This is a genomic window from Arthrobacter sp. BI5 (genome assembly GCF_056680065.1).
The window spans coordinates 2664380-2679608 of the sequence record NZ_CM155264.1; the positions used below are offsets into that span (position 1 = coordinate 2664380).

The following is a 15229-nucleotide window of genomic DNA, read 5'->3' on the forward strand; positions in this document are numbered from 1 at the left end:
GGAACGCGGCGATATGCCGCCCCTGAATTCTACACGAGATAGAACATCCCTAGGCCACCGGGAGGCGGGTGACCTTCGATCGGCGGCGGAAGCGGCGGATCAGGTCCGGGGAAGCCAGGTACAGCACCAGAACCAGCAGGCTGGCGGCCACGCAGAGGGCGACGACGGGCAGCGCGGCGGTTGCCGCGGTGAAGCCCAGCACAATCACGGCGATGGTGCAGGCCGTGACGACGGCGGCCGATTGCAGGTGCGAGAAGCCGACGTCGGTAAGCCGCTGGTAGACGTGCTCGCGGTGCGACGCGTACCAGCGCTCCCCCGCCTTGATCCGGCGCAGCAGGGTGTATCCGGTATCCGCGGCGTACACCAGGATCGGCGAGAGGACGTACTCTACGTAGACGCCGCTGAGGAAGCCGGCCACGGCGAGGGCCGCGATCGAGGCGCCCAGCAGGTAACTGCCGACGTCGCCCAGGAAGACCGAGCCGCGGCCCAGGTTCCAGGGCAGGAATCCGAGGAAGGCCATCGCCAGCACCGTGCCCCCGGCGGTCAGCCAGGGTTGTCCCCCCAGCAGGCCGGCCACCGCGTAGGCAGCGCCGGCGGTGACACCGTGCAGGCCGGAAATCCCGTTGATGCCGTCCATGAAGTTGGCGATGTTGACGTAGGCCGCGATGGCCACGGCCGCCAGCGGCAGCCACCAGAGCGCCTGCGACGTCAGCACGATCAGCGCGGCGGAGCCGGCTGCCCCGATCCCCAGCTGGGCGGCCGCGCGTCCCCGGATGGACAGGCCGCGGAGATCCTCGATCCATCCCACCGCGGCACTCGTGGCGATGATGGCCAACACAACGGCGAAGACCGAGCGGTCCACCGTGACGAGGCCCACGAGCACCGCGGTGAGGTACCCGATCGCGGTGGCGAGGGCGGCAGCCATGCCCATGCCGCGGATGGTGGCCTGGTGATGGGAAGAACGCGCGGAGGGAATGTCGACGACGCCCAGCCGGACCAGCCACGGCTTCACCGCGAACGGCAGCAGCAGGCTGGCCAGCAGGGTCGTCGCGGCCACGACGGCCAACGGGATCACGAGGCCACCCGCACAGCCCCGGCCTCGTCGGCTTCGTCGTCGGGGATGTCGGCGATGTTTGCGCCCTGCTCGGCCTCGCAGCGGGCCAGCCAGACATTGAGGTCCAGCTTCGCCGGGTCCTGCTCGGACGCACGGGTGTGCGAAATTTTCGGATGCAGCGGGCGCTGGTCCAGTTCGCCGGTGCCGACCAGTTCCTCGTGCAGCTTCTCCCCCGGCCGCAGGCCGGTGTAGATGATGTCGACCTTCTTGCCGGACATGGCGATCATCCGCTGGGCGACGTCCAGGATCTTCACCGGCTCGCCCATGTCGAGGATCATCACGTCGCCGCCCGAGCCGATCGCGCCGGCCTGGATCACCAGCTGGCAGGCTTCCGGAATCGTCATGAAGAACCGCGTGACTTCGGGATCGGTGACCGTGACCGGGCCGCCGACCCGGATCTGCTCGGTGAACAGGGGCAGCATTGAACCGCGGCTGCCCATCACGTTGCCGAAGCGGACGGACACAAACGTGCTGGCGGTCTGGCCGGCCATCCACGCGGTCAGCTTCTCCGCGACCCGTTTGGAATGGCCCAGGGCGGTGGTGGGGTTCGCGGCCTTGTCGGTGGAGATGTTCACAAAGTGCGAGACGCCGGCCCGCTGGGCGGCGCGCAGCACGTTCAGGGTGCCACAGACATTGGTCTTCCACGCCTCGACGGGGTATTGCTGGAGCAACGGCGCATGCTTGAGTGCGGCGGCGTGGAAAACTACTTCGGGCCGCCGGTCCTCGAAGATGTCCAGCAGGGCCTCGCCGTCGCGGATGTTGGCCAGCACGGTGTCGCGGCCGGCCAGCAGCCCGCGGCCGGTGATGGAGATCTGGGTCTGCTGCAGCCCAGTCTCGTCGTGGTCGAGCATGATCAGTTCGGCCGGGGAGAACTGAACGATCTGGCGGCACAGTTCCGAGCCGATGGAGCCACCGGCCCCGGTCACCAGCACCCTTTTGCCCTTGATGTATCCCGCGATTTCGTCGACCTTGATGTCCACTGGCCGGCGGCCGATCAGGTCTTCGACCGCCACCTCACGGAAGTCTGAGAATCCCTCGGGCGCGCCGCCGCCGAGCATGTCCCGCAGCGGGGGCAGCACAAGCACCCGGATGTTCAGGCCCGCCACGGCGTCCGAGATGCGCCGGACCACAGAGGCCTCGACGTTGGCAAAGGCCAGAACCAGGACCGTGGCGCGGGTCCGGCGGATGATCGCGGGGAGGTCGTCGCTGCGCCCCTGGACCTGGACGCCGGAAAGCCGGAGATGCTTCTTGGCGGGGTCGTCGTCGATCAGGCCGACCGGGAAGTACGGGGAATCGGGGTCCTGCAGCATCCGGGTCAGGAGCGAGTTGCCCAGGAACCCCGCGCCGTAGATCAGGGTGTTCTGTGCACCGTCGCCGGGCCGGGTCTTGCCCTCGACGTAGAGCCGCTTGGCGTAGCGGGCGGCGCCCATAAAGAGGCAGGCGAACGGGAAGGCGATCAGGCCCACGCTGCGGCCGATGTTGATGGCTCCGTACACCACCAGCAGCGTTACGGTGATGGAGGCGGCCACGATCACGGTGACAAAGACGAGGGCCCTCGCCTCCTGGAAGCTGCCGAAGGGATACCGGCCCCGGTACAGGGCCAGGGCGTAGCCGGCCAGGATTTGGGCTATGACGGCGACGGCGGCAATGAAGAAAGCACCCAGGAACTGTTCGGCGCGGATCCCCATCTCGTAGCGCAGCAGCAGGGCCAGGGCGATTGCCACGATCCAGGACATGGAGTCCAGGAACAGCTGGATCCAAATCCAGAGGGCGGGCTTCTCGTCCCGTACTGCGGCGGGTTCGCTCGCTTCAGATTTCGTAGTCAACAGAGATTGCAACCGACTTCCACTACCACGGCGGCCATGCGCCTGTTTCAAAAATTTCCCCGCCACACAACTGTCGGACAGCGGCAGAGCCTAAAACGATACTAATCTCTTTCGCTTCCGCTGCCGGGGTACCCGTCCGCCGGAGACGGCAACGGCGGCATGGGTTTCCAGCCGGTATCCGCGAGGATGGCGCGCGATTCCCGCCATCCCTGCCAGAGCAGGCCAATCCCCTTCAGGGTTCGTTCCACCACCACCAGGCGGACCAGTTCCTTCAGGTACGTCAGGGCCGTTCCGGCCCCGAACCCGAACCTGTTGAACTTGCCGTGCGCCCTCAGGTACTGCGCAACGTGCCCGCGGTTGCGCATCACGTAGCGACGGCTGAGGTCACTGGAATCGTTGAGGTGGCGCAACCCCAGGTCCACCTGCCGCTGCACGCGCACCTTCTTGATGACGAAGGCATTCACATAGACCACCGGGGTCTGCTGCGCGGCGAGCCAGCCGTAGATCAGGTCGTCCCACGTGATGAAGAAGCGCGGGTCCGGCAGCCCGATGGTCCGGGCCAGGGATGCCTTGATCAGCATGCCTTCAAAATTTCCCACATTGGTGCGGAAGACGTCCGAATGCCGGAACACGTCCCGCGAGACCGGCAGGAAGATGCCCAGCGCCTCGACGAAGTGGTGCTGCCAGAAGAAGGGTTTGCCCTTGGCGTCGTAGCGGCGGCCGATCAGGCAGGAATACTCCGGGGTAAACCTGCCCAGCGCTTCCACCGCCCCGGGGAGCACCTCGACGTCGTCGTCCATCAGCCAGAGCCACTCGGCACCGGATTCCAGCGCCAGCTCGACGCCGCGGGAGAAACCCCCGGCACCGCCGGCGTTGACGCTCAGCCGCTCGTACTGGATGGGCGTGCCGCCGGCGGCACTGGCCCGGGCGACGACGTCGGCGGTGTGGTCGGTACTCGCGTTGTCCACCACCAGGATCCGCGCCGGTCGGGTGCTGAGGCGGTCGAAGGAATCCAGCAGGTTCTGCAGGAAATCGGCACGGTTGTAGGTGACGACGACGGCGAACAGGTTCTCCACGGCGGCCTAGGTGTTGGTGGACATCAGTCGCGCGGGCGAGCCGAAGCCCTTGCCGCGGAAGCCGGTGGAATAGGCGCTGAACCAGCGGGCCAGGCCTTTGACGTCCCCGGACTTGAGGAAGTAGTACGGGAAGCCGACGATGTCTGCCCCGAACCAGCGCAGGTTCCGGTACTTGCGGGTCAGGTAGCCCCGGTTGCGGAAGTAGCAGTAGCGCTTGAACTCCCCCTCCGGGATGACCGGGGTGATGAAGCCGCCGAAGACCGGTTTCATCTCGGTCCAGGTGGCGGGGTGCTGCACGGCCACGGTGGCCAGGGTCCCGTACTTCAGCCCGGCCTTCTTGACGCGCGAGAGGAAGTCGACTTCGTCGCCGCGGATGAAGAACTTCACATCCGGAATGCCGATCTTGTAGAAGACCTCGGTGCGGATCAGGGCGCCGTTGAAGAAGTGCACCATGTCCGGCAGGTAGCCCATCGGGGCGAGCCTGGAGCGGTCGTTGGTCAGCAACCCGTTGATCCTGAAGTTGAAGGAGAGCCGGTTGGGGTCGGCCGTGGCGGCCACGAGCGGGCTGACAATGTCCAGCTGGTGTTCCTCCGCCGTTTTGAGCAGCTCGGCGAGGCAGCTGGCGTCCTCGGGGTGGCCGTCGTCGTCCATCATCCAGATCCACTCGGCGCCGCTGGCCATGGCGGCCAGGATCGCGTAGGCGAACCCGCCGGCGCCGCCGAGGTTGGCCTCGGAGCGCAGGTAGTTGATGTTCGTTCCCCCGGCGCGGACAACGTCGGTGGCGGGAACCGTGCCGGAGTCCACCAGGGCAATCGAATGGATGGGGGCCGTCTGGGCCGCCAGCCCCTTCAGGAGGAGGGCAAGTTCCTCATGGCGGTCAAACGTTACTGCCGCGACGGCGACTTTGGGCTGCATGTCAGTTCTCCGGGGACTCGTCGGCGGCGGTGGCGGGGCCGCTGCCGTCGGGGATAGCCCCGGCGGCAGGGGTCGCCGCGGCGGCGGGGGCGGCCGGCTCTTCGCCGGCTCCAAGCACGTCCGGCACTACTTCACGCAGGCGTTCAAGGCTGATGGCTCCCTGGCGGACCACACGCAGCGGCAGGGCCGTGGCGTCGATAATCGTGGACGGCTCGGCTCCGTCTCCGTCGACCGGCCGGCGGCCGCCTTCGAGGTAAACCTCCACGGACTCCGCCAGCTGCGCTTCGGCGTCGGCGGCGCTCTGCGCGGCGGGCTGGCCGGTACGGTTCGCGGAGGAGACCGCCAGCGGGCCGGTCAGGGTGAGCAGGTCCTGGGCCACTTCATCGTCCGGCAGGCGCAGGGCGACGGTGCCCTTGGTCTCACCAAGGTCCCAGTCGAGCGAGGGCTGCGCGTGCAGGATCAGGGTGAGTCCCCCGGGCCAGAACGCCTCGGCCAGGCGGCGGGCCTCGGCGGGGACGTCGGTAGCGAGACCGTCCAGGGCATTCAGCCTGGCGATCAGCACCGGCGGCGGCATCTGCCGGCTGCGTCCCTTGGCGGCGAGCAGCAGCGTTACGGCCTGCGGCGAGAACGCGTCGGCGGCGATCCCGTAGACAGTGTCGGTCGGCATGACCACACACTTTTGCTCCCGGATGGCCCGCTGGGCGTGTTCAAGTCCTGCGGCGCGCTGCTCCGCGTCTGCGCAATCGTAGCTAGTCGTCACTGGCCTATCCTTTCATCACTGCGGGCGTCGGGTTTGCGGACGGCGCTGGTGGCGCGTTCGCGGCCGTTGAGGTCCAGGTGCGTCGCCACCTGCGACCAGAGGCCGGAGCGCTCCAGCATCGCGGCGATCCAGCCGGCCTGCACCTCGGCGTGTTCCATCACGAAGTAGCCGCCCGGCACCAGCAGCCGGGCCGCGGAGGCCGCTGCCGCCGTCGGCAGTTCCATGCCGTCCGCTCCCCCGCCATAGAGTGCCTCCGGCGGATCGTGCAGCGCCACCTCGGGCTCGTTGGGGACCGCCTCGGCGGGAATGTAGGGCGGGTTGGACACGACGACGTCGAAACTGCCGTTGTGCTCGGGCAGCGCGTCGCGCAGGTCGCCGCGGACCAGGTGGACGCCGAGGGGCAGCAGGTTTTTGGCCGCCCAGGCGTGCGCGAAGTCGCTGAATTCCACGGCGTGTACCTCGGCGTTCGGAACCTCGTGCGCGATCGAGCCGGCAATCGCCCCCGAACCGGTGCCCAGGTCCACGATTTTGGGCCGCGCCGACGGTGCCCTGTCCTTGAGCCAGTCGATCACCAGCTGCACCACGGACTCGGTCTCCGGGCGCGGGATAAACACGCCGGGGCCGACGGCCAGTTCCAGGTAGCGGAAGTGCGCCACACCGGTGATGTGCTGCAGCGGGGTCCGCTGTGCGCGCTCGGCGACGAGCTCGGCGTAGCCGGCCGGCGCGGGCGTGTCCCCCAGCGCCAGGGCGCGGAGCCGGCCCGGGCCGACCCCGAGCAAGTGGCCGGCGAGCAGCTCGGCGTCGACTTTAGGGCTGGGCACGCCGGCGGCAGCCAGCACGGCTGTGGCCTCGCGGACGGCGTCGGCGAGGCTCAGCGCAGGCTCAGGAGTCATCACGGTCAGGTGTCATCAGCGCGCGGCGTCCGTACTAGTCGCCGATGGCGTCGAGGCGGGCCTGCTCGTCCATCTCAATGGCGGACTGGATCACCGGTTCCAGGTCGCCGTTCATGACCTGGTCCAGGTTGTACGCCTTGTAGCCGGTGCGGTGGTCCGCGATCCGGTTTTCCGGGTAGTTGTAGGTGCGGATGCGCTCGGAGCGGTCCATGGTGCGGATCTGGGACTTGCGCTGGGCCGAGTTCTCGGCGTCAATCTGCTCCTGCTGGTGGGCCAGGATGCGGGCACGCAGCACACGCATGCCGGCCTCGCGGTTTTGCAGCTGGGACTTCTCGTTCTGCATCGCCACCACAATGCCGGTGGGAAGGTGCGTGATGCGCACTGCGGAGTCGGTGGTGTTGACCGACTGGCCGCCGGGCCCGGAGGACCGGTAGACGTCGATCTTGAGGTCGTTCTGGTTGATTTCCAGTTCCTCGGGCTCGTCGACTTCGGGGAGGACCAGCACGCCGGCGGCCGAGGTGTGGATGCGGCCCTGCGACTCGGTGACCGGAACGCGCTGCACGCGGTGCACGCCGCCTTCGAACTTGAGCCGGGCATAGACGCCCTCGGCCGGGTCGTTGGAGTTGCCCTTGACGGCCATCTGGACGTCCTTGTAGCCGCCCAGGTCCGATTCGGTGGCCGAGATCAGCTCGGTCTTCCAGCCACGGGATTCCGCGTAGCGGGTGTACATCCGCAGCAGGTCGCCGGCGAACAGGGCGGCCTCGTCGCCACCTTCGCCGCCCTTGACCTCGAGGATCACGTTGCGCGCATCGTCCGGATCGCGCGGGATGAGCAGCCGGCGCAGCTTGGCCGCCGCCGTGTCCAGGGCAGCCTCAAGCTCGGGCACCTCCGCAGCAAACTCCGGATCCTCGCCGGCCATTTCCTTCGCGGCCGCCAGGTCATCGCGGATGCCCTCCCAGCGGTGGTAAGCCTCCACAATGCCGTTCAACTGCGCCGAACGCCGCCCCAGCTTCCGGGCGAGCCTCTGGTCAGCATAAACAGCAGGATCCCCAAGCTGGGCCTGGATAGCAGCATGCTCATCCAACAGCCCCTGTACGGACTCAAACATTTCAAAACCTCTTTCGACTTGGAACCAAGTCTAGTTACGACAACAAAACTGGACCGCGGCTGGCGACTTAACGACGAAGCCGCACGGATTTTTCCGCCCCGGGAGTGGCTTCGGGCCTGCCGGAGCCGGGTGGCGTGCGATCGTAGATCGAACGCCACCCGGCGGAGGGGCGGGGGCGGAAAATCCGTGCGGCGTTAGCGCGCGGGACCGCCAGAATCTAGCGGTTATTGCAGCTATTTGTCGTTATCGGACTTCGCACCAAGCGTCGTCTTCTGCACCTGCATGAGGAACTCGACGTTGCTCTGGGTCTCCCGGATCTTGTTGGTCAGCAGCTCAAGGCTCTGCTGCGTTTCGAGTCCGGAGAGGACACGGCGCAGCTTCCACATGATCTTGACTTCCTCCGGGGAGAGCAGGTTCTCCTCGCGGCGGGTTCCGGACGCGTTGACGTCCACGGCCGGGAAGATGCGCTTGTCCGCGAGCTGGCGGGACAGGCGCAGTTCCATGTTGCCGGTGCCCTTGAACTCTTCGAAGATGACCTCGTCCATCTTGGAACCGGTCTCCACGAGCGCGGTTGCCAGGATGGTGAGCGAGCCGCCGTTTTCGATGTTGCGCGCTGCGCCGAAGAAGCGCTTCGGCGGGTACAGCGCGGCGGAGTCGACGCCACCGGACAGGATGCGGCCGGAAGCCGGTGCTGCCAGGTTGTAGGCACGGCCCAGGCGGGTCATCGAGTCCAGCAGGACCACAACGTCCATGCCCATTTCCACGAGGCGCTTGGCCCGCTCGATGGAGAGTTCGGCCACGGTGGTGTGGTCATCGGCCGGACGGTCGAAGGTGGAGGCAATGACCTCGCCCTTGACCGTGCGCTGCATGTCGGTGACTTCTTCGGGACGTTCGTCAACGAGCACCATCATGAGGTGGACCTCAGGATTGTTGGTGGTGATGGCGTTCGCGATGGACTGCAGGATGAGCGTCTTGCCGGCCTTCGGCGGCGAGACGATCAAGCCGCGCTGGCCCTTGCCGATCGGAGCAACCAGGTCGATGACGCGGGGGCCGATCTTCTTCGGGTCCGTCTCGAGGCGCAGGCGCTCGGAGGGGTACAGCGGGACGAGCTTCGCGAACTCGACGCGGTCCTTGAGCTCCTCGGGCGTCTTGCCGTTGACGGAGGTGACGCGGACCAGGGCGTTGAACTTCTGGCGGGCGGACTGCTGGTTGCTGCGGTCCTCGCCTTCACGCGGGGCGCGGATGGCGCCGACGACGGCGTCGCCCTTGCGCAGGTTGTACTTCTTGACCTGGGCGAGGGAAACGTAAACGTCGTTCGGGCCCGGCAGGTAGCCGGAAGTGCGGATGAACGCGTAGTTCTCCAGCACGTCCAGGATGCCGGCGACGGGCAGCAGGACATCGTCCTCGGTGACCTCGACGTCGTCGACGTCGGGTCCCTGCGAGCGGCCGCGGCGGCGTTCGTTGCGGTCGCGGAAGCGGTCGTTGCGCGAGTTGTCGCGGTCCTGGCCGCCGGAGCGGTCGTTGCGGTCACGGCGGTTGCGCCGGTTGCGGCGGCTGCCGCCCTCGGAATCGTCGTTGTCGCGGCTGTTGTCGCGGTTGTCGCGGGCGTTGTCGCGGTTACCGGACGTGTTGTCACGGTTGTCCTCACGGTTGCCGCGGCCGCGGGTGTTTTCGCGGCGCTGGCCGTCCTCGCTGCCCTGTTCGGACTGGCGTTCCTGGCGCTGTTCGCCGGCGGCCTGCTCGGCCGGGGCTTCCACGGCGGCGGCCGGCTTGGCTTCGCCCTGGCCGGTGGCCTGCGCGGCGGCTTCGCCGCGGCGGCGGTTGCGGGTCCGCGGCTGGCGGGTGCGGTCGCTGCCCTCTGCGGACTCGGCCGGAGCTGCTTCGGCGGGGGCGGACTGTGCCTCCACCGGTGCCGCTGCGGGAGCCTCGGCGGCGGGAGCGGTGATGATGCCATCGCTGCCTGCACGGCGGCTGCGGCCCCTGGTCCGGGCCCGCGGGTTTTCCTGGGCCGGAGTCTCGGAGGCGGCGGCTGCGGGTGCAGCGGCCGGTGCCTGGGCGACGGTGCCGTTGTCGCTCGCCTTTTCGGCGGCGCGCTCGGGTGCCTTGCTGACCGGGGTGCCGGCGCGGTGGGCGGAAATGGCGGATACCAGATCGCCCTTACGCATCCGGGATCCCCCGGAGATTCCCAGCTGGCTGGCCAGGGCCTGGAGCTGGGCGAGCTTGAGGCCGGCGAGGCCGCTGCTCTTGGCGGGTGCTGCCGATGCGGCAACAGAAGATGATGTTTCCACAGCTGAAGACAGCTCAGTGGTTTCGGTCACGAAGGATCCTTCCCCCTCGACGGCGTCCAGGCTAGGAGCTGGACGCGGTGATTTGATCTGGGCTGCAGTTCAGATCTGCAGCCGGGATTTCGGCCTTGCCGGTTGGATTTCGGCCAGCAGGGCCGGATACTGCTACACCAAGACACGCCCCGGAATTGAGGAACGGCCGGCTGACACTTCAGGGGTACAGAGGAATTCTGCAGCTTCCTGCGTCAGACCGAAAGCAGGTGGCACCGGAAAATATTGCGCTGAAAGATGAGAGAGGGCAACTTGGCCAACATCGCGGTCTTATAAAAAGCTTGCGTGATTACCGCCGGTGCACTTCCACTTTAGCACCCTCAGTGTCCACAGCCAGCTTCATCACACGCCAGGCCACGTCCGGCGTGTTGTCCCTGGTGAACGCGTCGATGAAGTCGACGACGTCGGACGCCTCCTTGTCGCCGGCCGCCAGGACCAATACCGTGGGTCCGGCGCCGGACACGACGGCGGCATGGCCGGCGCCGCGGAGCGCGGCGATCAGTTCCGCGCTGGGCCGCATGGCCTGCGCCCGGTAGCTCTGGTGCAGGTAGTCCTCGGTGCCGGGCAGCAGGAATTCGGGCTTTTGCGTCAGCGCGTGGATCAGCAGGGCGGCCCGGCCGGAGTTCATGGCGGCGGCGTGGTGCCCCACGGAGGCCGGAAGCAGCGCCCGGGCGGCCTCGGTGGAGAGCTCGAAGTCCGGCACCGCCACAACCGGGACAATGCCGGCGTCGACGCCCGCGCAGGTGCTGCTGTACTGGTCACTGTCCTGCCAGGAAAGCGCCAGTCCGCCGAAAATGGCGGGTGCGACGTTGTCCGGGTGGCCCTCCAGCCGGCTGGTGAACTGCAGGATCCAGTCCTTGCCGCGGCGGGATTCCGCCGGGACCAGGGCGTTTGCGGCACTGGCGGCGGCTACCACGGCGGCCGCCGATGACCCGAGGCCGCGGCCGTGCGGGTTGACGTTGTCCGCGGTGATCCGCAGTCCCTCGTGCCGGAAGCCCAGCAGGTGCAGCGCCTCGGTGAGGGCCTTGGCCACCAGGTGGCTCGCGTCGCGGGGCAGTGTGTCCGCACCCTCACCGCTGAGCTCGAACTCAAGCTCACCGGTCTCCAGCGTTTCCACCGTCAGCGTGTCGTGCAGCGAGAGGGCCAGCCCCAGGCTGTCGTAGCCGGGGCCCAGGTTGGCGCTGGTGGCCGGGACCCGGACGGTGACGACTTGCCCGGCCGGAACCGCCGGGGTGTCGGCGGGTGACTCGGCCGGGACGGTGAGGGTGGTTTCCACGGCTATTTTTCTTCCAGTCCCAGTTCGGCAGCGACCGTGACGACGTCGTTGGCGACCTTGACCGGCTGCACGTCGCTGCCGTCCTCGGTGCGCAGCGCCCACTGCGGGTCCTTGAGGCCGTGGCCGGTGACCGTGATGACGATGGTCTTGCCGGTGGGTACCTCGCCCGCGGCGTGCTTCTTGATCAGGCCGGCGACGCCCGCGGCGGAGCCGGGTTCGACGAACACGCCTTCCCGGGCCGAAAGCCAACGGTGCGCGGAGAGGATTTCCTCGTCGGTGACGGCCTCGATGACACCGCCGGATTCGTCGCGGGCGGCGACGGCGGTGTCCCAGGATGCCGGGTTGCCGATCCGGATGGCGGTGGCGATGGTGTCCGGCTCGGTGATGGGGTGGCCCGCGACGAACGGGGCGGCGCCGGCGGCCTGGAAGCCCCACATCACCGGCGTCTTCGTGGCGACGGCGGGAAGGTTCCCGGCGGTGGCGGATTCGTAGGGCGCCGCGTACTCCTTGTAGCCCTTCCAGTAGGCACTGATATTGCCGGCGTTGCCGACCGGGAGGACGTGGATGTCCGGGGCGTCCCCGAGCGCGTCGACAACCTCGAACGCGCCGGTCTTCTGGCCCTCGATCCGGGCCGGGTTGACCGAGTTGACGAGGAAGACCGGGTACGACTCCCCCAGCTTGCGGGCAATGTCGAGGCAGTCGTCGAAGTTGCCGTCCACCTGCAGCAGGGTGGCCCCGTGCGCGATCGCCTGGCTGAGCTTGCCCATCGAAATCTTGCCCTCGGGCACCAGCACGGCGCACTGCAGCCCGGCCGACGTCGCGTAGGCCGCCGCGGAGGCGGAGGTGTTGCCGGTGGAGGCACACACCACGGCCTTGGCACCGGAGGCGACCGCCGCCGTCATGGCCATGGTCATGCCGCGGTCCTTGAAGGATCCGGTCGGGTTCATGCCCTCGACCTTGAGGTAGACGGTGCAGCCGGTGAGCTCGGAGAGCTTCTGCGCGTGCACGAGCGGGGTGCCGCCCTCGCCCAGGGTGATGACCTTGGTGGCCTCGGTGACCGGCAGGCGTTCGGCGTATTCGCGGATGACTCCGCGCCATTGGTGAGCCACTTAGACCCCTTCTACCCGCAGTACGGATGTGACGGAATTGATGACGTCCAGTCCCTTGACGGCCTGGACGGTTGCTGCCAGTGCGGCTTCGCTCGCACGGTGGGTAACGATCCGCAGCTCCGCCGACTCCGACTTGGAGGCGGAGTCGCGGTGGATGGTCTGCCGCATGATTTCGATGGAGACGCCGTGCTCGGCGAAGAGCTGCGCGATCCGGGCCAGGACGCCGGGCTGGTCCGCGACGTCGAGGCCGATGTAGTAGCTGGTGATGGCCGCGTCGATGGGCAGCGCCGGGACGTGCCCGGTGGTGGTTTCGGTGCGTCCCGGGCCGCCCAGGACGATCCGGCGGGCGGCCGAGACCAGGTCGCCCAGCACGGCGGAGGCCGTCGGGGTGCCGCCGGCGCCCTGTCCGTAGAACATCAGCTCGCCGGCGTTCTCGGCCTCGATGAAGACGGCGTTGAACGCGCCGTGCACCGCGGCCAGGGGGTGCTCGCGCGGCAGCAGGGTCGGGTGGACGCGGACGGACACACCCTCCTTGCCCTCGGGATCGGTGAGCTTTTCGGCGATCGCCAGCAGCTTGATCACAAAGCCGGCGTCCTTCGCCGCCGCGATGTCCGCGGCCGTGACGGAGGTGATGCCCTCGCAGTAGACGTCCTCAAGGGCGAACCGGGTGTGGAAGGACAGCGAGGCGAGGATCGCGGCCTTGGCCGCGGCGTCGTGGCCTTCGACGTCGGCAGTGGGGTCCGCCTCGGCGTAGCCCAGCCGCTGGGCCTCGGCGAGGGCGTCGGCGAACTGCGCACCCGTGGCGTCCATCTGGTCCAGGATGAAGTTGGTGGTGCCGTTGACGATGCCCAGCACCCGGGTGATCCGGTCGCCGGAAAGACTGTCCCGGATGGGGCGCAGGATCGGGATGGCCCCGGCGACGGCGGCCTCGTAGGACAGCTGCACACCGGCCTTGTCCGCCTCCTCGTAGAGGGTGGGACCATCCTGGGCGAGCAGTGCCTTGTTGCCGGTTACGACCGACGCGCCGTGCCGGATCGCGGTGAGGATCAGGCTGCGCGCCGGCTCGATCCCGCCCATCAGCTCGATCACCAGGTCCGCGTCCTTGACCAGGGCCTCGGCGTCGGTGGTGAAGAGTTCGCCGGGCAGCTCGACGTCGCGACGGGCGTCCGGGTTGCGCACGGCGATGCCGCTCAGTTCGAGGCGGGCCCCGGTGCGGGACGCCAGGGTCTCGGCGTCGTCAATGAGAATCCGCGCAACCTGGGCCCCGACGTTGCCACAGCCCAGCAGGGCCACTTTCAAGGTTCGCAATTCCGTCATTCAGACTCCCATGTCGCGGTTCAGCAGGTCTTGTTCAGTTTCGCCGCGGACAATGAGCCGGACTGATCCATCGCGTACCGCGACAACGCCCGGCCGGGCCAGATAGTTGTAGTTGCTTGACAGGGCCCAGCAGTAGGCGCCGGTCCCCGGTACAGCGAGCAGATCACCGGCTGCCACGTCCTCGGGCAGATATACATCTCTAACAACTATGTCGCCGCTCTCGCAATGTTTGCCCACCACTCGGGACAGCTGCGGGGCCGCGTCGGAGCTGCGGGAGGCGAGAATCGCCGAATAATCCGCGTCGTACAGCACCGGGCGGGCGTTGTCGCTCATGCCGCCGTCCACCGACACATAGCGGCGGGGGTACGTAACGTTTTCGGCGGCCGATGCGCCGGTTTCTCCGCTTCCGGCCGCAGCCGGTGCGTCCACCCGGACGGTCTTGAGGGTGCCCACCTCATAGAGCGTGAAGGTGCTGGTACCCACGATCGCGCGGCCCGGCTCGATCGAGATCCGCGGCGCGGTGATGCCGAGTTCGGCCACCTTGGCGCGGACGACGGCGGCCATCGCCTGGGCGATCTCGGCCGGCGGCCGCGGGGTGTCCACCGGGGTGTAGGCAATGCCGTAGCCGCCGCCCAGGTCCAGCTCGGGCAGCACGATCGAGTACTTGGACTGCATCGCGGCGAGGAAGTCGAGCAGCTTTTCCGCGGCGAGGGCGAAGCCGTCAGGCTCGAAGATCTGCGAGCCGATGTGGCAGTGCAGGCCCAGCAGCTCGATGCTGTCATGGCCGGCGGCCGCTGCCACAGCCTCCTCGGCGGCGGACAGGCCGGCCTGCTCGGTCGAGTCGCCGGCCATCGAGAGCCCGAACTTCTGGTCTTCGTGCGCGGTGGCGATGAATTCGTGGGTGTGCGCGTGCACGCCCGGGGTCAGCCGCAGCATGACCTTCGCCGTTTCGCCGCGGTTCCCGGCGATCGCGGCGACCCGCTCCAGCTCGTCGAGGCTGTCGACCACGATCCGGCCCAGCTTCATGTCCAGGGCGCGGTGGATCTCGGCGTCGGACTTGTTGTTGCCATGCAGGGCAACGGCGGCTCCGGGAATGCCGGCGCGGGCCGCGACGGCGAGCTCCCCGCCGGAGGCAGTGTCCAGCCGCAGCCCCTCCTCCTCGACCCAGCGGACGACGGCGGTGCACAGGAACGACTTGCCGGCGTAGTAGACGTCCACTCCCCCGCAGATGTCCGCGAAGGCCTCATTGAAAGCGTCCTGGAACGCCCGGGCGCGGGCCCGGAAGTCAGTCTCGCTCATCACGAACAGCGGCGTGCCGAACTGCCGCTGCAGTTCGCTGACGGTGACGCCGTCAATGGCCAGTTCACCTCCGCCGGTGCGCGCGACCCCGGCGGCCCACATGGGTTCGTGCAGGGCGTTGAGGTCCTCCGGGACGGCCAGCCAGTCCGGCGCCAGCGGCGAGGCCGCCGTGCTGTTGTTCGGGTTCGCGGTCATGGCGT

At 68.2% G+C, this 15229-nt stretch carries 12 protein-coding genes; all 12 read right to left on the reverse strand.

Annotated elements, in window-relative coordinates; all coding sequences use genetic code 11:
- Positions 1 to 49: 49 nt before the first annotated feature.
- Positions 50 to 1075, reverse strand: coding sequence for an MraY family glycosyltransferase (locus AC1MED_RS12255; RefSeq protein ID WP_479783507.1), 1026 nt, complete (start codon positions 1073 to 1075; stop codon positions 50 to 52).
- Entirely contained in the window at positions 1072 to 2940 is a 1869-nt protein-coding gene (locus tag AC1MED_RS12260) for a polysaccharide biosynthesis protein (RefSeq protein WP_346959163.1), read from the reverse strand. Before AC1MED_RS12260 ends, AC1MED_RS12255 begins: the two co-directional genes overlap by 4 nt.
- 101 nt (positions 2941 to 3041) lie before the next feature.
- Positions 3042 to 4016: a glycosyltransferase gene (locus AC1MED_RS12265; protein ID WP_479783508.1), complete on the reverse strand. Its 975-nt coding sequence runs from the start codon at positions 4014 to 4016 to the stop codon at positions 3042 to 3044.
- 6 nt (positions 4017 to 4022) lie between these two features.
- Entirely contained in the window at positions 4023 to 4931 is a 909-nt protein-coding gene (locus AC1MED_RS12270) for a glycosyltransferase (protein WP_479783509.1), read from the reverse strand.
- 1 nt (position 4932) lies between these two features.
- Entirely contained in the window at positions 4933 to 5691 is a 759-nt protein-coding gene (locus AC1MED_RS12275) for an L-threonylcarbamoyladenylate synthase (protein ID WP_479783510.1), read from the reverse strand.
- The gene (gene prmC / locus AC1MED_RS12280; protein WP_479783512.1) at positions 5688 to 6584 is read right to left on the reverse strand and encodes a peptide chain release factor N(5)-glutamine methyltransferase; all 897 of its coding nucleotides are present in this window, start codon (positions 6582 to 6584) and stop codon (positions 5688 to 5690) included. The genes AC1MED_RS12275 and prmC overlap by 4 nt, the downstream gene beginning before the upstream one ends.
- A 34-nt stretch (positions 6585 to 6618) precedes the next feature.
- Entirely contained in the window at positions 6619 to 7692 is a 1074-nt protein-coding gene (gene prfA, locus AC1MED_RS12285; RefSeq protein WP_346959158.1) for a peptide chain release factor 1, read from the reverse strand.
- A 233-nt stretch (positions 7693 to 7925) separates the two neighbouring features.
- The gene (rho, locus tag AC1MED_RS12290) at positions 7926 to 10010 is read right to left on the reverse strand and encodes a transcription termination factor Rho (RefSeq protein WP_479783514.1); all 2085 of its coding nucleotides are present in this window, start codon (positions 10008 to 10010) and stop codon (positions 7926 to 7928) included.
- Between the two features lie 307 nt (positions 10011 to 10317).
- On the reverse strand, positions 10318 to 11304 hold the full coding sequence (gene thrB / locus AC1MED_RS12295) for a homoserine kinase (RefSeq protein ID WP_479783516.1): 987 nt from the start codon (positions 11302 to 11304) through the stop codon (positions 10318 to 10320).
- A 2-nt stretch (positions 11305 to 11306) separates the two neighbouring features.
- Entirely contained in the window at positions 11307 to 12413 is a 1107-nt protein-coding gene (gene thrC, locus AC1MED_RS12300) for a threonine synthase (protein ID WP_479780975.1), read from the reverse strand.
- Complete coding sequence (locus tag AC1MED_RS12305) at positions 12414 to 13730, reverse strand: homoserine dehydrogenase (protein ID WP_479783518.1); 1317 nt, start codon at positions 13728 to 13730, stop codon at positions 12414 to 12416. It lies immediately after the preceding gene.
- Entirely contained in the window at positions 13731 to 15224 is a 1494-nt protein-coding gene (gene lysA, locus AC1MED_RS12310; RefSeq protein ID WP_479783520.1) for a diaminopimelate decarboxylase, read from the reverse strand.
- Between the last annotated feature and the right edge of the window lie 5 nt (positions 15225 to 15229).